This is a genomic window from Halobellus captivus, from assembly GCF_003697845.1.
In the GTDB taxonomy this organism is placed as follows: Archaea; Halobacteriota; Halobacteria; order Halobacteriales; family Haloferacaceae; genus Halorubrum; species Halorubrum glutamatedens.
Window position 1 is genome coordinate 124,218 of record NZ_RDQE01000006.1, and the last position, 20,133, is coordinate 144,350.

Sequence of the window (20,133 nt, forward strand, 5' to 3'; positions counted from 1 at the left end):
TACACCTACGAGGCATAACCCTACACATGGCAACTCTCGAGATCAGCGACCTACGCGTGCGGGTGGCCGAAGAGGGCGGAGAACGGATCCTTCGAGGCGTCGACCTCGAGGTCGAGTCCGGCGAGATCCACGCACTGATGGGTCCGAACGGCTCGGGGAAGTCGACGCTGGCGAAGGTCATCGCCGGCCACCCCGCCTACGAGGTCACGGACGGGAGCGTCGCGCTCCACCTCGATGAGGCCGACGTAGCGGACGTCGACGCCGACCTCGACGACGAGGACTACCACTGGGAACTGCTCGAGATGGAGCCCAACGAGCGCGCCGCGCTCGGGATCTTCCTCGGGTTCCAGTACCCCGCGGAGATCGAGGGCGTCACGATGACGAACTTCCTCCGGCAGGCGCTCAACGCGAAGGCGGACGAGCGCGAGGAGCTGTTCGAGGACGAGGACGAGGAGGCGGACGCGGACGACGACGCCGGCTACGACACCTCCCCGATGGAGGGTCCCGCCGACGACGGCGAGATCGGCGTCGCGGAGTTCCAGGAGATCCTCTCGGAGAAGATGGAGCTTCTCGACATGGACGAGAAGTTCATGCAGCGGTACCTCAACGCCGGCTTCTCGGGCGGCGAGAAGAAACAGAACGAGGTGCTCCAGGCCGCGATGTTGGAGCCCGCGATCGCCGTGCTCGACGAGATCGACTCCGGGCTCGACATCGACCGGCTCCAGGACGTCTCGAAGGGCATCAACGCGCTCCGCGACGAACAGGGCACGGGGATCCTCCAGATCACCCACTACCAGCGGATCCTCGACTACGTCGAGCCCGACCACGTCCACGTGATGTTGGACGGCGAGGTCGCCAAGAGCGGCGGCCCGGAGCTCGCCGAGAAGCTCGAGGACGAGGGATACGACTGGGTCCGCGAGGACGTCTACGAGGCCGCGTAATCGCCCGTGGTTACACACCAACGCTATACAACCGGAGGCGTAACTAACTGATATGAGTTCACAAGACCACCTGAAAGAGACCGACACCGAGGCGCGCTTCGAGTTCAAGAAGGAGGAGAACTCGGCGTTCAAAAGCGAGAAGGGCCTCACCGAGGAGACGGTTCGCGTCATCTCGGAGGACAAGGACGAACCGGAGTGGATGCTGGAGCGCCGTCTGCGCGCGCTGAAGCAGTTCCAGGCGATGCCGATGCCGACCGACTGGCCGGAGGCACCGGACCTCTCGGAGATCGACATCGACGAGATCGTTCCGTACATCCGCCCCGACATCGACGTGCGCGGCGGCGTCGACGACTGGACGGACCTCCCCGATGACATCAAGGACACGTTCGACAAGCTGGGCATCCCGGAGGCCGAGAAGAACGCCCTCTCCGGGGTCGGCGCCCAGTACGAGTCCGAGATCGTCTACCAGAACATGCAGGAGCGCTGGGAGGAGAAGGGCGTCGTCTTCTGTGACATGGACAAGGCGGTCCAGGAGCACGAGGAGCTCGTCAAGGAGTACTTCATGACGAAGGCCGTGCCGCCGAGCGACAACAAGTTCGCGGCGCTTCACGGCGCGATCTGGTCGGGCGGCTCGTTCGTGTACGTCCCCGAGGACACCACGGTCGAGATGCCGATCCAGGCGTACTTCCGGATGAACTCCGAGGGGATGGGCCAGTTCGAACACACGCTCATCATCGCCGAGGAGGGCTCGGAGGTCCACTACATCGAGGGCTGTTCCGCCCCGAAATACTCGGCGTTCAACCTCCACTCGGGCGGCGTCGAGGTGTTCGTCGGCGAGGACGCCCACGTCCAGTACTCGACCGTGCAGAACTGGTCGAAGAACACGTACAACCTGAACACCAAGCGCGCGATCGCCGAGAAGGGCGGTCGCATGGAGTGGATCTCGGGGTCGATGGGGTCGAAGGCGACGATGCTGTACCCCTCGACGATCCTGAAGGGCCGCGGCGCGTCCGACAACCACATCACCATCGCCTTCGCGGGCGAGGGCCAGGACATCGACACCGGCGCGAAGGTGTACCACAACGCGCCGGAGACCAAATCGACCATCGAGTCGAAGTCGATCTCGAAGGACGGCGGCCGCACCAACTACCGCGGGCTCGTCCACATCGCCGACGGCGCCGAGAACTCGTCGACGGCCGTCGAGTGTGACGCGCTGATGTTCGACAACGAGTCGACGTCGGACACCATGCCGTACATGGAGATCAACGAGTCGAAGGTCGACGTCGCCCACGAGGCGACCGTCGGGAAGATCGGCGACGAGGACATCTTCTACCTCCAGTCGCGCGGGCTGGACGACGACGACGCCAAACAGATGATCGTCTCGGGGTTCATCGAGCCGATCACGGAGGAGCTGCCGATCGAGTACGCCGTCGAGCTGAACCGGCTCGTCGAGCTCGAGATGGAGGGTTCGCTCGGATAACATGAGCACGAAAGCAATCGAGAGCCTCTCTGAGGACACGGTACGACGCATCGCCGAGGAACGCGACGAGCCCGAGTGGCTCCTCGAGACCCGTCTGAACGCGCTCGACGCGCTGGAGACGGCGGAGCTGCCCGACGTGATCCAGACGCCCGGCCGGCGCTGGACCGACCTCGAGGCGCTTGACTTCGAGGCGCTCGTCGACCCGTTGAACCAGTCGGACACGACCGAGCGGACGGCCGGCGACGACGAGGTCGTCGTCGCACCCTTCACCGAGGCGTTCGAGGAGTACGGCGACGTACTCGAGGAGCACTTCGGGACCGTGCTCGACCCCGAGCACAACTACCTCACCGCGCTGTCGGTCGCGCTCTTCACCACGGGGACGTTCGTGTACGTCCCCGAGGGCGTCGACGTCGAGGACGTGACGGTGCGCGCGGAGATGAACTCCCGGTCGCTGTTCAGCCAGACGCTCGTCGTCGCCGAGGAGTCGTCGTCGGTGACGATCCTCGAGTCGATCGAGTCGGGAAGCGAGGCGGGCTCGGGAAGCGAGGGCGACCGCTACTTCTCGAACCTCGTCGAGGTCGTCGGCGGCGAGAACGCCACCGTCCAGTTCGGCTCGCTTCAGAACCTCGACGACGACACCTACACCTACTCGCTGAAACGCGGCGTCACGGACACGTACGCCACGATCGACTGGATCGAGAGCAACTTCGGCTCGAAGCTCACGCGCTCGGACGTCGAGACCGAACTGAACGGCGACGGCTCCGAGAGCCAGATCGTCGGGACGTTCTTCGGCAGCGAGGACCAGCACTTCGACGTCAACGCGCGCGTCTGGCACCAGGCCGAGCACACGACGGCCGACCTCGTCACACGTGGCGTGCTCGACGACGTGGCGCGCTCGGTGTACGAGGGCGTTCAGGACGTCGGCAGGGACGCGTGGAACACCTCGAGCTACCAGCGTGAGAACACGCTGATGTTGTCGGACGACGCCGAGGCGGACGCGTCGCCGAAGCTGATCATCCACAACCACGACACGGAGGCGTCACACTCCGCGACCGTGGGCCAGGTCGACGCCGAGGACCTCTTCTACCTGGAGAGCCGCTCCATCGACTCGCGCACGGCGCGGAACATGCTCGTCGAGGGCTTCTTCGTGCCCGTCCTCGAGGAGATCGCGGTCGACGAGTTCCGCGAGGACGTCGAGGAGCTCGTCGTCGAGCGGCTCCAGTAGGCGCGGTCGCGTCGACTCTCACCACTTTCGGTTCTCTGATCCACACGGATCGTTCGGCAGTCCGCTACGCCGTTCGCCGCCCCTCCGCCTCGGCGACGCGGTTCACGGCCGAGACGACGGCGTCGCCGATCGCCCCGATGGCGTCGTCGTCGAGGACGAACGGCGGCGCGAGCATGAGGTGGTCGCCCGCCTGTCCGTCGACGCTTCCCCCGCCGGGGTACGTGTACACGCCGTTCTCGAGGGCGGCGTCGTAGATCCGGTCGGCGACGTCGGCGTCGGGGTCGAACGGTGCCTTCGTCTCCCGATCGGAGACGAACTCGACGCCGACCTGGAGGCCGGCGCGCCGGATCTCGCCGACGATCGGGCTGTCGGCGAGCGGATCGAGGACCGCCTCGAGCCGCCGCCCACGCCGGCGGACCGCCGCGAACAGGTCCTCGGAGTAGCGGTCGAGCACGTGGTCGGCCACGGCCGTCGAGATCGGGTTCCCGCTATAGGTGTGGCCGTGCTGGAAGGAATGGTCGTGACCCTCGAGCGTCTCGACGACCCGGTCCGCGACCATCGTCGCGCTGATCGGCGCGTAGCCCGCCGAGAGCCCCTTGCCGAGCGCCATGAGGTCCGGCGTGACTCCGAGTCCCTCACAGGCGAACGGTTCCCCGGTCCGGCCGAACCCGACCATCACCTCGTCGGCGATGAAGAGGAGGCCGTACTCCGAACAGATCCGGCGGATCTCGCGGTAGTAGGCCGGGTGCGGACGGGCCGCGGGGATGCTCGACCCGCCGACGGGTTCGGCGACGAAGGCGGCGACCGTCTCGGGACCCAGGCGGCGGACGAGCCGCTCGAGCTCCCCCGCGGCCGCGACGGCCTGCTCCTCGGGAGTTCCCTCGTGATCCCAGCGGTACGGATACGCGGGACCGATCTTCGGCCAATCCCGCAGGAGGGGGTCGTACACCGTCCGGCGGCCGGTGTTCCCGGAGGCCGCGAGCGCGCCGAGCGTCGACCCGTGGTAGGACGCCCACCGGCCGATCACCGCCTCGCGCGTCGGCTCGCCGCGGGCGACGTGGTAGTCGCGGGCGAGCTTGATCGCCGCCTCGATCGCCTCGCTTCCCGAATCGACGAGGAACGCCTCGTTCAGCGATCCGGGCGTCATCGACGCGAGCTTCTCGCCGACCGATTCGACGGGCGGACTCGTGAAGTGCGAGGTGGAGACGTAGCCGACGCGGTCGGCCTGTGCGGCCATGACGTCGCCGACGCCCTCGAGCGAGTGGCCGAGGTTGACGACGGCCGCGCCCGCGGCCGCGTCAATGATCTCCTCGCCGTCCGCGGTCACGAGCGTCGAGTCGTGCGCGTCGACGATCTCGGGATGGTCCGGGTTGCGGCCCGCGCCCCATTTGTAGAACACGCCCATGGAAGCGGACGTCGCGGGTGGAGGACATAAATCGATCCCCCGACCGTGAATCGGTTCCCGGCCATGAACCGGACCGATCGGGAATCATCCCCGCCCGCGACTCGATCTCCGACCGGGATGCCGAGGGAACCGCTTAAGTCGGGCAGGCCCCGACGTGGCACTATGCGAACGGGCGTATCGAACGGCGACGGGTGGTCGAGGTGAGCGTCAGCCAGCGGATCACCTCCGACGACCAGCTCGCCAGACTGCTACAGATCGGGATCGTGTTGGAGGAGGTCGTCGAGGCGCGAGCACACCACCACTACGAGAGCCTCGACGCGGAGCTCGACGAGGAGGTCGAGACGCTGCTGGCTGACGCCGCCGAGGAGTCCGCCGAGCACCGCGCGCGGCTGGAGGGACTCATCGAGGGGCTCGGGGTCGACAGCGTTCCGTTCGACGAGATCGAGTCGCTCGTCGACGCGCGCTACGGGAGAACGCAGCCGGACGACTTCGACGGCGTGTTGTACGATCAGCTGTGCAACGAGGAGACCGCCTACAAGTTCTACGACGACCTCATCGAGGCGATCGCGGGCTCGGACGCCGAGTTCTCGATCGACCGCGCCGAACTGCTCGACACCCTGGAGGCGATCCGCGAGGAGGAAGCCGAGGGCGTAAGCGAGGTCACGGAGGTCATGGAACGCCGATGAACCGGAGGAACGAACCGGCGGGACGGCCGCCGACGAGAACGAGGACGACCGACGGAGGGGAGCCGTGAACACCGCAGACCAGTACCTCAAGACGATATACGTCGTACAGAAACAGGCGGACGGCCCCGCCTCGACCGGGTCGATCGCCGACGCCCTGGGCGTCAGCCCCGCGAGCGCCAACGAGATGATCGGCAAACTCGAGGAGCGCGGGCTCGCCGAACACGAGAAGTACAAGGGGGTCCGACTCACCGACGACGGCATCGTGAAGGCGCGGGACGCCCTCCAGACCTACTGTATCATCGAGCGGTTCCTCGCGAACGTCCTCGCCGTCGAGGAGTTCCGCGAGGAGGCCCACGAGTTGGAGGCGGTGATCGACGACACCGTCGCCGAGCGGCTGGACACGATCATCGACCGCCAGCCGGAGTGTCCGGACTGTTTCGACCCCGAGACCGACGCCTGCGCGTGTCTGGAGGTCGGAGCGGTGCCGGTCGAACAGGATTGAGATCGAAACGAGAAGCGAGAAGCCGCCCTACACGCCGGTGGAATACCGCAGGATCCCCGCGACGCCGCCGAAGGCGTCGAGCAGCTGTTCGCCCTTCTCGAAGTCCGTGGAGATGAACTTCGTGTCCGTTCCGCGCTGTTCGGCGATCGCCATCAGGTGTTCGATGACGTCCTCGCGCTCCTCGACCTCGGCGTCCTCCCCGCACTCGGAGCACTCGTGGTCGGGCGTCGAGTGGCGCGCGTCGACGACCTCGAACTCCTCGTGGCCGTTGGGACACTCGTAGACGATCACGTCGGAGCGGAGGTCCTCGGAGATGAGCAGTCGGTCGACCGAGCCCATGATCAGGTTCCGGCGGGTCTGCTCGAAGCCGTAGGTGGCCTCCTCGCCGGTGTGGAGGTTCTCGAAGAACGTCTCCATGTGGCGTTTGTCCTCGACGATCTCCTGATCGGAGAGCGCCTCGCTGCCGGCGTCGACGAGGTCCTTCAGCCCGGACTCGTCGGTGTAGGCCACGTCGAACTTGCCGAGCACCTTGTCCTGGAGCTCGTGGTGGAGGTAGTCGCCGTCGAGGAACTCGTCTTTCGTCGGCGAGGGGCCGCCGACGAGGATCCCGTCGATCTCGTGTCGCTTGGGGACGAAGAGCTCGTCCGCCATCCCCGCGACCTCCTGATAGAAGTTGTCGATGGCCTCGAGCCGGAGGCGGGCGAACCGCTGTGCCGACTGGCCCCCCTTACGCTGCTTGCCGGGGACGAGCGAGGAGGCGGACTTGACCGGCTCGACGCGTTTGCCCTTCAGCCAGCCGACGTTGGCCTCCCGCCTGTCGAGGACGATGAGCCCGAAGAGCCCGGAGTCCGCGAGCATGTGTTCGAGCGGATCGGTGAGGAACGCCGAATCGCAGTGGTAGCGGAACGACTCGACGGGCTGGGGCGGCGACTCCAGCGTCCGGGTGACCATCTCGGTCCGGCCCCCGCCGGAGTCGACCGCACCCGAGAAGATCACCATCCCCTTCTCCGGCGGGAAGGTGTCGTAATAGCGGAGGCGGTCCTTGATGCTCGTCAGCGCGTCCTGCACGTTCGTCCGGGTCTGTTTGGACTTGATGTTGGACGCCTCGCTGTGTTCCTGAGTGACGTGGGCGACCACGTCCGAGATCTGCTTGTCTTCGGGAATGTAGATGGTGACGAGCTGCGTGCCGGAGCCCTCGAAGTCCTTGAGCTCCTCGATGACCTTGCGGAACTCGTACTTCCGCCGGTCCTCGCTCGCCTCCTGGGCGTCGCTACTCATTACCCGAACTACGGCCCCGTGCGTGTAAGTAAGCTTTGACCTCCCGATCGGACCGCCGAGTACGCGAGAACGGGCCGCGTCGACGACGAGAGGCGAACAGCAGTTCGCAAAGACGCGGAGCAGTTCGCAGGAGCAGTTCGCAGGTGGTGCGGTGGCGCGCGCCCGGGAGCGCCCGAAGGGCGCGGGCCGGCCCGCGCGAGGGAGTCGGCCGGCCGGAGCGAAGCGGAGGCCGGTCGACGAGGCTGGGGAGGCGTGAGGTGCGGGGCGGCTGCGTGGGACTCGAAGGGGCAGTCGCCGGCGGCTCTCGAGCCCTCACGGCTGGGGCTTTGAAGGCGTTCCCGGCAGTCGGAGCCACGATCGAGTACGACGACCGGCTCTACATCGACTCGGGCGCTTCCACGCCGAGCGCGTCGAGCGCGTTCGCCATCGTGTATCGCGCGGCAGCGACGACCGCGAGCCGGGCGTCCCGCAGTTCGTCGGTCTCGGCCGTCAACACGGGACACTCGCGGTAGAAGGCGTTGTACGCGTCGGCGAACTCGCGGGTGAACGTCGCGATCGTGTGCGGCTCCAGGTCGTCCGCCGCCGACTCGATGACCGCCGGGAAGCGCGCGACCTCCCGCAGGAGGTCCTCCGCCTCGTCGGTCTCGAGGACGGCGGCGTCGACGTCGATCGGGTCGCCCGATTCGGGTACCGGGACCCCCTCGCCGGCGGCCTCCGCGAGGATCCCGCAACAGCGCGCGTGGACGTACTGGACGAACGGGGCCGACTGCGCCTCGAAGTCGAGTGCCTCCTCCCACTCGAAGGTGATCGCCTTCGCCGGCTGCTTCGAGACGATGTCGTACCGCACCGCGCCGATCCCCACCTGGTGCGCGATGCGCTCGACGTCCTCGTCGGCGAGGTCGTCGTCGCGGATCCGGTCCTCCATCCGGCTCTCGACCGCCTCGCGGGCGCGGTCGATCGCCTCGTCGAGGAGGTCGTCGAGCATGACGCCGGTTCCCTCCCGGGTGGACATCTTTCCGTCGGGGAGGTTGACGTACGAGTAGATGACGTGACCGAGGTCGTCGGTGTCGTTGCCGAGGAGTTCGAGGGCCGCGCCGAGCTGGTCGGCCTGCAGTTTGTGGTCCTCGCCGAGGACGGTCACCGCGCGGTCGTAGTTCGCGAACTTCCACTCGTGGTGGGCCAGGTCGCGGGTGGTGTAGAGGCTCGTGCCGTCCGAGCGGAGGAAGACGAGGTTCTTGTCGATGCCCCACTCGTCGAGTTCGAGCTGCCAGGCGTCCTCCTCGTAGACCGCCTCGTCGGTCTCCTTCAGCCGCGCCGCGATCTCGTCGGTCGAGCCGTCGCGCATGAACCGCGTCTCCTTGACGAACTCGTCGAACTCCGCGGGTAACCGAGCGAGACAGTCCTTCATGCCGCCGAGCACCGCGTCGACGACCTCGCCGACCCGTTCGTACGTCTCCTCGTCACCCTCCTCCAACCCCTGGAGGATGGCCGAGATCTCGGCCTCCGCGGCCTCGACCTCCTCCTCGGGGGCCTCCTCGAGGTACGCGTTCCCCCGCCGGTAGTAGCGCACGAGGTCGTACTCGACCCGGTCGCGTGCGGGCTCGCCCTCGAGGTCAGACTCGTCGAACGTCTCGTAGGCCCACGTGAACACCGCCATCTGGCGGCCCGCGTCGTTCACGTAGTAGTGGCGGTCCACGTCGTAGCCGGCGTACTCGAGGACGTTCGCGACCGCGTCGCCCACGATCGGGTTGCGCGCGCGGCCGACGTGGACCGGGCCGGTCGGGTTCGCGCTCGTGTGCTCGACGACCACCGACCTCTCCTTGTCCGGGAGGGTTCCGTACGTCTCGTCGCCGGCCGCGGCCGCGAGGGTGTCCGCGAGGTAGCGCTCGCCGGCGTGGAAGTTGACGTAGGGGCCGGCGGTGTCGACGGAGACGAGGTAGTCGGAGGGCTCGACGTCGACCGCCGCGGCGACGTCGCTCGCGACGTTCGGCGGCGCGTCGCCGACGACGCCCGCGAGCCGGAAGGCGACGCTGGAGGCGAGCGTCGCGTTCATGTCCTCCGGCGGGCGTTCGATCCCGAGGTCGTCGGTCGGGAGGTCGAGCTCGGCGAGCGCGTCGGAAAGCGCCGACTCGACCTCCGACCGGAACTGTCTGAACATACCGTCCGTTCGACGGGCGGATTAAAAGGGCCTTCCGAAGCGGCGCGGGAGGGAGCGCGGCGGTGTGGTGTTCGGAACGGAGACGCTGGCCTCAGTAGCACTCCCCAATCACGAGATGGACTGTAAGAGCAGATTTATTATTTCCGGTGCCAGTATCGAGGCGAGCAACTGTATCGAGGTGTTCGCTGACGTCGGGTATTCTCTCATCGCCCACACCTGTTCGATACGTCGCTGAATCTGTTCGACCTCTGGATTGTCGTGGAGCTCAGCAGAGGAGATATCGTAGGGATCGTCGACGACGTCGTAGAGTTGTTGTTCGAGTTGGTCGAGGTGGGACGTCTTTTCGCAGACCATCAATCGGTGGATCCTGAACATGGAGTTCCCCACGGCAACGAGTCCGAACGCCCAGAGAACCGTGAAAAACCCGGCCTCGGGAGCGCCGACCCGAGAGACCGCCGCCGTCCCGAGTCCGGTGATGGGCGGACCGTAAATATAACACAGAGCGAGTAACAGGCCAGCAGTGTAGATGTAGTACGTGCGTTTGAGCACTTCTCCGATCGGGTAGAACCCGCCGAGATCGCGCGGGTCAAGGAACGCGGGGGTGGGGCGAGACTTACCGATCCGTCTCGGTAACACGAACTGGATCGAGATAAACTGTATCAGGAAATCGACCGCGATAGGAACGTACCCCAGCGGGTAAATCACCCCCGCGAACGCGACGGTCGAGACGACGCCGAACGTCTCGATGTACGACGAAACGCCGATGATACCGAAGATGTAGACATAATAGGCCCCGAGAACGGAGATATACAACGCCGTTCTCGTGCGGAGCGATATCGTCAATTCGGCGTAGTTCGTCCGTACAGCACCGTCGCTCCGCTCCCACAGACTCGTTTGGTCAAGTGCTCGTCGACAGTTGACCGTCATGTACCGAATGCCGATAGCGGCGAGTAGCACGGCCGCAGGGATCGCAAGCGAGAACGGGTTCTGGATGAACCCATGAGACCGTTCCGTGAATACGTGGAAGTACGCGTTTATCAGGCCGAAATCGAGGAGCACGAACGTCGCGGAGTACAGATAGAGCGCCGGGATCGTTACCGAAAACCTCGTCGATAGACCGTCGAACCCGAACCTCTCTACGAAGACGTATGTCAACAGTTGTTTGTCACCTACCTCTTCGTCTGTAGCGCCCATATCGTGGTTTGAGTACCGTCTCATTTCAATATAGGGTCGATTTGACCCGACAGCGGAAGTACGAAACCCCACGAGTTAGAGAGACGATGGGTGTGACAGGCACGTCATCCGCCCGATCGTCTCGATTTCCGTTGGCGTGTTATCTCACTCCACGATCTCGTCGATCAACTGTCGCGCCGCGCGGCGAACCGCCTCGTCGCTCTCGATCGACGGCTCCCAGCCGAGGTCGGCCAGCCGCTCGATCGAGAGCCGCATCCGCGGCACGTCGCCGGTCCAGCCGCGGTCGCCGCCGGTGTAGGCGTAGTCGGGATCGACGCCGAGTTCCTCGCTCACGACGTCGGCGATCTCGGTCACCGAGGTGGTCGTCCGCGTCCCGAGGTTGTAGACGTTCAGGTCGTCCTCGGCGTGCTCGACGACGTGGCGGATCGCGTCGACGCACTCGGTGACGTGCATGTACGACTTCTCCTGGCGACCGTCGCCGAGGATGGTAAGGGAGGACGGGTCGTCCTCGAGCTTCTGGATGAAATCGGGGATCACGTTTCCGCGTTGGTGGGGCCCGACGATGTTCGCGAACCGGAACACCCACGACCGGACCCCGTAGGAGTGTGCGTACGTCGAGATGAGCGCCTCGTCGGCCAGCTTCGAGGAGCCGTAGATGGAGATCGGCTCCATCGGGGCGTAATCTTCGGGAGTCGGACGCGGGGCCTCGCCGTAGACGGTCGAGGAGGAGGTGAACGCGAACCGGTCGACGCCCACCTCGCACATCCGTTCGAGGACGTTGTACGTCATCGCCGTGTTCGCCTCGAACAGCTCGCGGTCGTCGTCGTAGTTCGTGTCCGTGTACGCGGCGAAGTGGAAGACGACGTCGAGGTCCGCGGTGACGACCTCGGCGACGTCCGCGGGGTCGGTCACGTCGGCCTCGACGAACTCCGCTCCGTCGGGAACGCGGTCACGGTCGCCCTTCGAGAGGTCGTCCGCGACCCGGACGGTCCCCCCCTCCTCGAGGATCCGGGCCGCGAGGTGACTGCCGACGAGCCCCGCTCCGCCCGTGATGAGCGCGTGTGAATCGGCGAGATCCATACGCGTCAGTGACGAGTGAGGGGTAAGTACGTGTGGGATTCGGTCGGGTCGGCGCCGAACGTCCCGATGGGGCCCCGTGGCTCAAAAGCCCCAGCGGATCCCGGACATCGTGGCGACGATGGCGACCATGAGGACGAGCTCGACCATGCTCAACATGCCGTACTTCGCGTTCAGGCTCGCGAGCCGATCGTGGTCGGTCTCCTCGGCGGCGATCTCGTCGAACATTCCGGAGGTGAACGCGTGAAGCGGGCCGAAACCGAGAACGAGCAGCGCGACCGCGAGCACGAGCGCCGCCCACAATGACGGGGACGGGGAGGCCAACAGTCCCATCATGGCGGAGAGCCCGACGCCGGAGCCGACGACGCCGACCGAGACCGGCTCCATGAGGAGGTTCATCTTCGGGACGAAGCCCTCGGCGAACTCGACGTTCGCCTCCTCGGAGAGCGAACCCATGACGGGACCTAAAACGACCGCGCCGAGCACCGCGGTGCCGAACCAGAACGCGCCGAGAAAGAGGTGGACGGTGAACATGACCCGGACGTCCCCGGAGAGGTAGCCGAGAAGGGGCAGGAGGAGCGGAACCGCCACCGCGCCGACCGTGAACGGTCGGCTCGCGGCGTCGGCCATGAGACTGTATCGTTCGCGCCGGCTCGTCGGTCGGTGTGCGTCGGCCAGTGACATGGGGATGCTCCGTGACGGATCGACCGTGCGTCAGGAAGACGATAAGTCATGTGGTTAGCACAGATACGTGGACGCGGCTGCGTCGTGATCGTCCGTTTCGCGTCACCGCTCGTGGAACGGTCCAGCGAGAGGGCGTACTGGAGGACGGGTCGCGAGACGGAACGGGGGTCGTTGCTGGCGCGGTGAACTCGCCCGTGCGGTGAACGCGACTGCGACGGGGGCTGCCGAGGTTCCGATCCCACTCGACCGCGACCGCCTCCGCACCTCACGCCTCCCCAGCCTCGCGGCTCGCGCTCTTCGAGCGCTCACCGCGTCCCTCGCGCGGCGCTCCTCGCTGCCGCCGGGTGCGGCCGCTCGGAGGCGCGCACCACCGCGTGACCGGTGACGTCACCGTCGCGATGGCTCGCTCGCCGGCCTCGATCGAACCGGGTCCGCGTGGACGGTGAGCCGCTCGACGACTTTCCTCGGATCCACGATACTCGCGACTACAGCCCCTCCTCGCCTCCCTCCTGGGAGAGGATGACGACCATCGAGAGTCCGGAGATGACGAGCAGGATGAGGGTCGGAACGACCGCGTACTGGTAGAGCGCGGTCTCCTGAGCGCGCCAGATCTGGGTGACGATGGTCTCGAAGCCCGACGGGCGGAGGATGAGCGTGACCGGGAGCTCCTTCATCGTGGTGAGGAAGACGAGGGCCGCGCCGGCGACGATCCCCGAACGGGTGAGCGGGAACGTCACCCGACGGAACGCGCCCAGCGAGGACTCCCCGAGGGTGCGGCCCGCCTCGACCAGCCGGGGATCCACGCCGAGGATCGACGTCCGGGTCGATCCGACGGCCTGCGGCAGGAACCTGACGACGTACGCGAACACCAGAAGCGGGAGCGTCTGGTAGAGCCACGGCAGGTATCCCGATCCGAAGTAGACCAACGCGAGCGCCAACACGATCCCCGGGACGGCGAAGCCGACGTACGTCGCCCGCTCGAAGAGCGTCGCGAGCGGCGAGTCGTGCGTGGCCGCGAAGTAGGCGACGGGCAGCGCAGCGAGTGCAGCGACGACCGCGGCCGCCAACGAGACCGAAAGCGAGTTCAGCACCTGAACCGGCTCGAACGCCATCGACGGACGACGGCCGGCGTCGGAGCGCACGAGCCAGAGGAACAGGATCCACAGCGGGACGAGGAGCGCGGTCGCCGCGACCGAGGCGGGAGCCAGCGTCGCCGGCCACCGCCATCGGCCGAGGCGGACGAGGTCGTCGGTGGTGCCCGCGTCGTCGCCGTGGACGCTCCGGTTCGACCGGACGAGCCACTCCAGCGCGAGCACGACGAGCACGACGCCGAGGAGCTGTATGGAGAGCAGCGCCGCGTAGTCGCGGCCGAACGCGTTGTACTCGACGTAGATCTGTCGGGTGAACACGGGCAGGCGCATGATCGAGGGCGTGCCGAAGTCGGAGACCGCGTACAGCGCCGCCAGGAGCGACCCGGCGGCGACGGCCGGGCGGATCACGGGCAGCGTCACCCGGCGGAACGCCTCGGCGCGACCGTGGTTCAGCGTTCGGGCCGCCTCGATGAGCGTCGTGTCGAACGAGAGCAGCGCGGCACGCGTCGAGAGGTAGACGTACGGGTACGTGTACAGCGTGATCACGAGGATCGAGCCGGGAAGTCCGTAGATCTCCGGGATCCGCTCGATGCCGAGCGGCGCGAGGAGGTCGTGGAACTCCCCGCGAGGACCGAACGCGGAGACGAACGCGAACGCGCCGACGTAACTGGGAACGACGAGCGGGAGCGCGACGACGATCGACCAGAACCGGCGGAACGGGAGGTCGGTCCGAACCGTCAGGTACGCGAGCGGGACGCCGAGGAGGATCGAGAGGCCCGTGACGCCCGCCATCAGGAGCAGGCTGTTGAGAAGCACCTCGACCGTCCCGCGGCTGAAGAGGAGTTCGCGCGCACGAGCGGGTTCCACGGTGACGGCCTCGATCACGAGCCACGCCAGCGGGAACACGAGCGTCGCGGCGATCGCCGCGGACAAAAGCGTCAGTCCCGGCGGCAGCCGCCCGTCGCCGTCGGTCGCGCGGTCGATGATGCGCTGTATCCTGCTCATGGGTCGGAAACGAAACCGGGTTCGATCCGGATGGAAGGTGCTGTCCCGGTTAGGAATTCCGATCCCGGCGGCATCGAGTGTGCGATCGACTCCGACGGGTATAAGTTTTTAGGGAAGCCTAAATCACGACATGGAGCTGACGAGACGTGACGCCGTGGCCGCGCTGGCCGCCGTCGGGGCGACCGGCGGGGTCGCCGTCGGCGTCCGTCGCATGCAGGACCGGGAGGGCGGGGAGGACGCCGCGACGGACGGCGCGTCGGCCGGAGATCCGTCGGATCGGGACACGAACGAGGGGACGGTCCGGGCGACGATGGTCGCGGTCGCGGAAGTCGTCTACCCTGGGGAGGTCGACGGGATCGACGAGTTCGTCGACCGCTTCCTCGACGGCCGGCTCGACGGGTCCGCGCACGCGAGCGGGCTCCGCGAGGCGGTCGGCGAGCTCGCCGACGCCTCGCAAGCGTGGCACGACGCGCCGGTCGAGGAGCTCCCCGCGGCCGAACGCGAGGAGCTGCTCCGCGGGATCGGAGCCGACACCGCCGACGAGGACCCCGACGGAACGACCGCCGAGCGGGTGCGGTACTACGTCGTGAACGACCTGCTTCTCGCGCTGTACGCCTCGCCGACGGGCGGGGAGCTGGTCGGGATCGAGAACCCACAGGGACACCCCGGCGGCGCGGAGAGCTACCAGCGGGGGCCGCCGTGAGCGGCGCGGAAAGCGTCGGAGACGGCCGATCGGGCGGCGACGGTACCACCGGTGACGACGTCGATCGTACCCCCGTCCCGAACGCGGACGTCTGTGTCGTCGGCGCGGGCCCGGCGGGCGCGCTCGTCGCCGACCGGCTGGCCGCCGACCGTGAGGTGGTGGTCCTCGACGCCGGACCGCGGTTCGATCCCGACGACCGCCTCGCCAGACGGGAGCGGGCGATCCGCCCGGCGTACGACCGCCCGGACGTCTGGGACGTGGGCGGCGAGCGCGACGCCCACGAGAACGCCGGCGAGTGGTTCTATCCGCTGAACCACGCCCGCGTGAAGGGGATCGGGGGCTCGACGCTCCACTGGCAGGGGATGGTGATGCGGCTCCACGAGGACGACTTCAACTCCGGGACGGTCCGGGGCGTCGGCCCCGACTGGCCGATCGACTACGCGGACCTGCGTCCCTACTACGCCGAGGCGGAACGGGAGCTGGGCGTCGCGGGCGGGAGCGGCGTCGACAATCCCCATGCGCCGCCCCGTGAGGAGCCGCATCCGATGCCCGCCTTCGAGCCCTCCTACAGCGACTCGCTCTTCGCCGAGGCGTGCGAGGAGCTCGGGATCGACATCCACTCGGTGCCGAACGCGCGCAACTCCGAGCCGTACGACGACCGGTCGCCCTGCGTCGGCTACGGCACCTGCCAGCCGGTGTGTCCGAGTGGCGCGAAGTACGACGCGACCGTCCACGTCGATCGGGCCGAGGCGGCGGGCGCGACCGTGATCGACCGCGCCCCGGTCCAGTACCTCGACCACGACGCCGACCGCGTGACCGCCGCAGTCTACGCGACGCCCGACGGGGGGGAACACAGACAGGAGGCCGATGCCTTCGTCGTCGCCGCGGGCGGCGTCGAGACGCCGCGGCTCCTCCTGCTCTCGGAGTCCGAGGCGTATCCCGACGGGCTCGCGAACTCCAGCGGGGCGGTCGGACGGTTCTTCATGGACCATCTGTTCGCGGGCGCGGGCGGCACCCTCGACGAGCCGACCCGCCAGAACCACGTCGGCTTCTACACCAGCGCCTGCGACGAGTTCTACGACGACGCCGACGAGGAGCGGGCCCCGTTCAAGCTCGAGTTCTTCAACTACGCCGGCCCCTCGCCGGTCGAGATGGCGCTGTCGGGCGACGACTGGGGCGATCCGCTCCTGGAGCGGCTACGGGACGGGTACGGGAACCACGTGGCGATGGGCGGGCTCGTCGAGCAGCTCCCGCGGGCCGACAGCCGGATCACCCTCGACGACGACCGCGTCGACGACCGCGGCAACCCCGTGCCGCGGATCGAGTGGACCGTCGACGACCGCGCGCTCTCGACGATCGAGCGGGCGAACGAGGTCCAGGTGGCGATCCTCGAGGAGCTCGGCGCGGAGGTCGAGTGGGTCGCCGGTCCCGACGCGACCGGTCCCGCCTACCACCACATGGGGACGACGCGGATGAGCGACGACCCCGCCGAGGGCGTGGTCGACCCGGACTGTCGGACCCACGACCTGGAGAACTGTTGGATCGCCTCCAGCTCCGTCTTTCCCACCAGCGGCGCGATGAACCCGACCCTCACCATCGCCGCGCTCGCGCTGCGCGTCGGCGACGGCGTCGACGCGTGGCTCTGAACCTCGTTTTAGGTAAACCTAAAAACTCAAGTGGGTGCGGCCGTTCTGACGGAACAATGAGCGAGTCAGTACACGAGACGAACGGAATCGCGGCGGCCGTCGACGGCGGCGACGACGCGACGGATCACGCCGACACTATCGACGCCGACGCGGAGGAGGCCACGATCGACGCCGGATCCGCGGAGCCGTACACCTTCGACGACCTCAGCGTCGTGATGGGTACGTACAACGAGGAGGAGGCGATCGGAACGGTGCTCGAGGACGTCGACCGGGTGACCGACGGAAGAGCCGAGGTCGTCTGCGTCGACGGGTCGTCCGACCGAACTCCGGAGATAGCCCGCGAACACGGCGCACGCGTGATCGAACAGGAGCCGCAGGGATACGGCGTCGCGGTCCGCGAGGCGATCCTCTCGCCCGACCGCCCGGTGGTCGTCACGACCGACTGCGACGACACATACCCGATGGACGCGTTGCCCGAGTTCCTCGCCGGGATCAACGACGGCGCGGACGTGGTGAGCGGCGACCGCCTCTACCACGGCGCGAAGGCGATGCCGGCGTTCAACCGCCTCGGCAACCACGCGTTCGCGGCGCTCGCGAGCCTGCTCATGGCAGAGCGCGTCCACGACACCACCACCGGGATGCGCGCGTACCGCCGCGAGGTCGTCGAGGAGATCGGATGGACCGAGAACACCGGACTCTCGGCCGAACTCCTGATCCGGCCGCTGATGCGCGGCTACGACGTGCGAGAGCGCCCGATCGCCTACGCCGAGCGGCTGGGCGAGACGAAACTCGACCCGATCGGCGGCGGCGCGGCCATCGCGAAGTCGATCGTCACCGTCTGTCTCGAGGAGCAACTGCGGCGGCTCTAGACTGGAGAGTCGATCCGTCGTCCGTCTCGAGCGATCTATTCTCCGTCCGTCTCGGCATCCACCTCGAAGACGACCCACTCCGGATGGGCCTCGGCGTCGTCCGGGAGGTACGTCCCCTCGTTTCCACACTCCGTGACCAGCGGGCAGACGGAGCGCTCTGGGGGCCACACCGTCTCGACGCGGTCGCCGTCCGTCCGGACCGTCACCTCCTGCCGGTAGGTGAACGTCGACCCCGCGGGGTCGACGAGCGTCACCGTGAGGACGACGACGTCGTCCCCGTCGCCGACCGGAACCGTCGAGTCCGGGTCGCCGGCCAGCCGCGCCGTGTCGGCGTCGAAGACCCAGTCGACCGCGACCGAGTCGCCCGGATCGTCGACGACGTAGCCCGCACGGTCGCCGCCGGCCGCACCCTCGACCTCCAGCCGAACGCGGGCGCGCTCCACGCGCTCGGGAACGCCGACCGTCGTTCCGGCCGAGAGCGTCGATCCCCGACGGACCTCGATCGGTTCGAGCTTCGGAGAGACGTGCCGGTTCGCGTCCGGGGTCCACTCTCCCCGATAGGCGTACCGGTAGGCGGTCCGGTTCGGGTACGCGTCGAGCACGGCGAAGTCCTCCCCCGGGTCGCGATCGAGCGCGTAGACGACCTCGCCGTCGAAGCCGGGTTCGTTCCGCAGCGCCTGGAACGGGTGGTTCTGCCACTCGCCGTACGGCGTCGGGAGGAAGACGAGCGCGTCGTCGAACGACTCCGACTCCACGGGCTCGTAGGCGACCTCGTACTTCTCGGCGTGTTCGGCGTTCCGGTCGAGCGGGGTCGAGACGGCCGTGACCGCCGCGATCCCCCCGACGAGGAGGGCGGCCGCGACCGCGACGACGACGACCGTTCGCGCGGCTCTCGCGGTCGTGACCGCCTCAAGCCGTCGCCGGAGCCGCGGGAGCGAGCGCCACCCGGCGACCGCGGCGACCCCGCCGAATATCGAAAACGGAACGAGCAGATCGAAGTGGTAGAACGGGCCGAACCCCGACACCAGTCCGTCAGTTGGGTCCGAGAACGTCGCGAGCAGGTTGTGCGTTCCCCAGAAGAACAGGTTGCCGACGACGACCGCCAGCGCGACGCCCGCGAGCAGGAGGCCGGCCGTGCGCTCGAAGTCGCGTTCGCGGTCCCCTCGCTCCGAGCGGCTCCATCGCCGGACCGAAAGCCCCGATCCGCCGAGGGCGAGCAGCGTCCCGAGCGGCCCCGCAGTGACCCAGCGCGTGGCGAGGAACCACAGCGCGTAGGCGTTCGTTTCGAGCGCGATTCCGGGGGTGTAGTCGGCCGAATGGCCGAGTATCCGCCGCTCGCCGAAGCCGGGACCGTCCATCGGCGCGAACGCCTGGTACGGGAACGTCAGCGGCGACCCCGTGAGCCGGAGGTTGTACGCGAGCGTGATCCCGACGAACAGCGTGCCGAGAAGCGCCGTGAGTCCGTGGCGACGGACGGGACCCGGAAGGCGCGGACGACGTCGAAACTCGACCTTCCGCAACGACGACAACACCCCGACGAGCGCGTGGAGGATGAAGGGGCTCGCGAACAGCACCGCCGTGTAGGGGCGCGCGAAGAACGCGAGCCCGACCGCGACGCCCGCGACGCCGGCCGCCGAAAGCGACCGATCCCGGACGCCCCGGAGGTACGCGACCGCGAAACACAGGTTGAGGAACGTCGTCGGCGCGTACGGGAGGAACGTCGAGCCGGTCACGAGCGCGAGCGGCGACGCCGCGAACAGCGCCGCGGCGACGACGCCGACCCGCCGGTCGAACGCCATCGACCCGAGGAGGTAGACGAGGAAGGCGTTGCCGGCGGCGACGACCGCGAGCGTGGCCCGCGGCTCGCCGAGGAGCGCCATCGAGACCGCGTACATCGCCGCGGGGACCGGCGTGTACTTCGGGTAGAGCCGGCCGCCGTCCTGGACGAAGAACCACGGGTGGAAGGCGTCCGCGAGCGCGCCGGCGTGGAGCTCGAGCTGCCCGGAGAGCAACATCGCCGCCTGCGTGAGGTAGACCGCCTCGTCGTGGTTGCTGGAGTGGTACGCGAAGACGGTCGCGGCGATGGCGAACGTCAGGGCGCCGGCCGCGCCCGCGACGAGCCCGGCCGCGAGCGTCGGGCGGTCGGGGGCGGACGGGAGGGAACGGTCGGCGGTCACGGGAGCCGCCCT

Annotated in this window: 16 protein-coding genes; 8 read left to right on the forward strand and 8 right to left on the reverse strand. The window is 67.9% G+C overall.

Annotated elements, in window-relative coordinates:
* The first annotated feature begins 26 nt into the window (after window positions 1-26).
* The 3 genes from EAO78_RS08710 to sufD are packed head-to-tail and all read left to right on the forward strand — an operon-like array spanning window position 27 to window position 3,646.
* Complete coding sequence (locus EAO78_RS08710) at window positions 27-941, forward strand: ABC transporter ATP-binding protein (protein ID WP_122105454.1); 915 nt, start codon at window positions 27-29, stop codon at window positions 939-941.
* Window positions 942-993: 52 nt separating this feature from the next.
* Window positions 994-2,421, forward strand: a complete 1,428-nt coding sequence (sufB, locus tag EAO78_RS08715) for a Fe-S cluster assembly protein SufB (protein WP_122105455.1) — start codon at window positions 994-996, stop codon at window positions 2,419-2,421.
* Between the two features lies 1 nt (window position 2,422).
* Complete coding sequence (sufD, locus tag EAO78_RS08720; protein WP_122105456.1) at window positions 2,423-3,646, forward strand: Fe-S cluster assembly protein SufD; 1,224 nt, start codon at window positions 2,423-2,425, stop codon at window positions 3,644-3,646.
* A 64-nt stretch (window positions 3,647-3,710) separates the two neighbouring features.
* Here sufD and EAO78_RS08725 read toward each other — a convergent pair whose 3' ends face one another.
* Window positions 3,711-5,051, reverse strand: coding sequence for an aminotransferase family protein (locus tag EAO78_RS08725; RefSeq protein WP_122105457.1), 1,341 nt, complete (start codon window positions 5,049-5,051; stop codon window positions 3,711-3,713).
* Between the two features lie 200 nt (window positions 5,052-5,251).
* On the opposite strand from EAO78_RS08725, the gene EAO78_RS08730 reads away from it, so the two are divergent.
* Both EAO78_RS08730 and EAO78_RS08735 read left to right on the forward strand, forming a co-directional pair.
* Window positions 5,252-5,737, forward strand: coding sequence for a ferritin-like domain-containing protein (locus EAO78_RS08730; protein ID WP_122105564.1), 486 nt, complete (start codon window positions 5,252-5,254; stop codon window positions 5,735-5,737).
* A gap of 64 nt (window positions 5,738-5,801) precedes the next feature.
* Complete coding sequence (locus EAO78_RS08735; protein ID WP_122105458.1) at window positions 5,802-6,239, forward strand: metal-dependent transcriptional regulator; 438 nt, start codon at window positions 5,802-5,804, stop codon at window positions 6,237-6,239.
* 27 nt (window positions 6,240-6,266) lie between these two features.
* Here the strand turns inward: EAO78_RS08735 and prf1 are convergent, their stop codons facing one another.
* The 6 genes from prf1 to EAO78_RS08765 form a co-directional block, all read right to left on the reverse strand.
* A complete protein-coding gene (gene prf1, locus EAO78_RS08740) occupies window positions 6,267-7,517 on the reverse strand; it encodes a peptide chain release factor aRF-1 (protein WP_122105459.1) in 1,251 nt (416 codons plus the stop codon).
* 376 nt (window positions 7,518-7,893) lie between these two features.
* On the reverse strand, window positions 7,894-9,675 hold the full coding sequence (argS, locus tag EAO78_RS08745; protein WP_122105460.1) for an arginine--tRNA ligase: 1,782 nt from the start codon (window positions 9,673-9,675) through the stop codon (window positions 7,894-7,896).
* A 108-nt stretch (window positions 9,676-9,783) separates the two neighbouring features.
* Complete coding sequence (locus tag EAO78_RS08750) at window positions 9,784-10,869, reverse strand: hypothetical protein (RefSeq protein ID WP_122105461.1); 1,086 nt, start codon at window positions 10,867-10,869, stop codon at window positions 9,784-9,786.
* Between the two features lie 144 nt (window positions 10,870-11,013).
* Complete coding sequence (locus EAO78_RS08755) at window positions 11,014-11,949, reverse strand: NAD-dependent epimerase/dehydratase family protein (RefSeq protein ID WP_122105462.1); 936 nt, start codon at window positions 11,947-11,949, stop codon at window positions 11,014-11,016.
* An 81-nt stretch (window positions 11,950-12,030) separates the two neighbouring features.
* Window positions 12,031-12,630 (reverse strand): hypothetical protein, encoded by a 600-nt coding sequence (locus EAO78_RS08760; RefSeq protein ID WP_122105463.1) that lies wholly within the window; start codon window positions 12,628-12,630, stop codon window positions 12,031-12,033.
* Window positions 12,631-13,115: 485 nt separating this feature from the next.
* Window positions 13,116-14,726 (reverse strand): ABC transporter permease, encoded by a 1,611-nt coding sequence (locus EAO78_RS08765; RefSeq protein WP_122105464.1) that lies wholly within the window; start codon window positions 14,724-14,726, stop codon window positions 13,116-13,118.
* Between the two features lie 130 nt (window positions 14,727-14,856).
* Here EAO78_RS08765 and EAO78_RS08770 point away from each other — a divergent pair, with 130 nt between their 5' ends.
* The 3 genes from EAO78_RS08770 to EAO78_RS08780 all read left to right on the forward strand — a co-directional run bounded on the left by EAO78_RS08770 (window position 14,857) and on the right by EAO78_RS08780 (window position 17,944).
* Entirely contained in the window at window positions 14,857-15,429 is a 573-nt protein-coding gene (locus tag EAO78_RS08770) for a gluconate 2-dehydrogenase subunit 3 family protein (protein WP_122105465.1), read from the forward strand.
* Window positions 15,426-17,075: a GMC family oxidoreductase gene (locus tag EAO78_RS08775; RefSeq protein WP_122105466.1), complete on the forward strand. Its 1,650-nt coding sequence runs from the start codon at window positions 15,426-15,428 to the stop codon at window positions 17,073-17,075. Before EAO78_RS08770 ends, EAO78_RS08775 begins: the two co-directional genes overlap by 4 nt.
* 215 nt (window positions 17,076-17,290) lie before the next feature.
* Window positions 17,291-17,944: a dolichyl-phosphate hexose transferase gene (locus EAO78_RS08780; protein WP_238987655.1), complete on the forward strand. Its 654-nt coding sequence runs from the start codon at window positions 17,291-17,293 to the stop codon at window positions 17,942-17,944.
* Between the two features lie 35 nt (window positions 17,945-17,979).
* On the opposite strand, the gene EAO78_RS08785 is transcribed toward EAO78_RS08780, so the two are convergent.
* The gene (locus EAO78_RS08785; RefSeq protein ID WP_122105468.1) at window positions 17,980-20,121 is read right to left on the reverse strand and encodes an ArnT family glycosyltransferase; all 2,142 of its coding nucleotides are present in this window, start codon (window positions 20,119-20,121) and stop codon (window positions 17,980-17,982) included.
* Window positions 20,122-20,133: the final 12 nt, after the last annotated feature.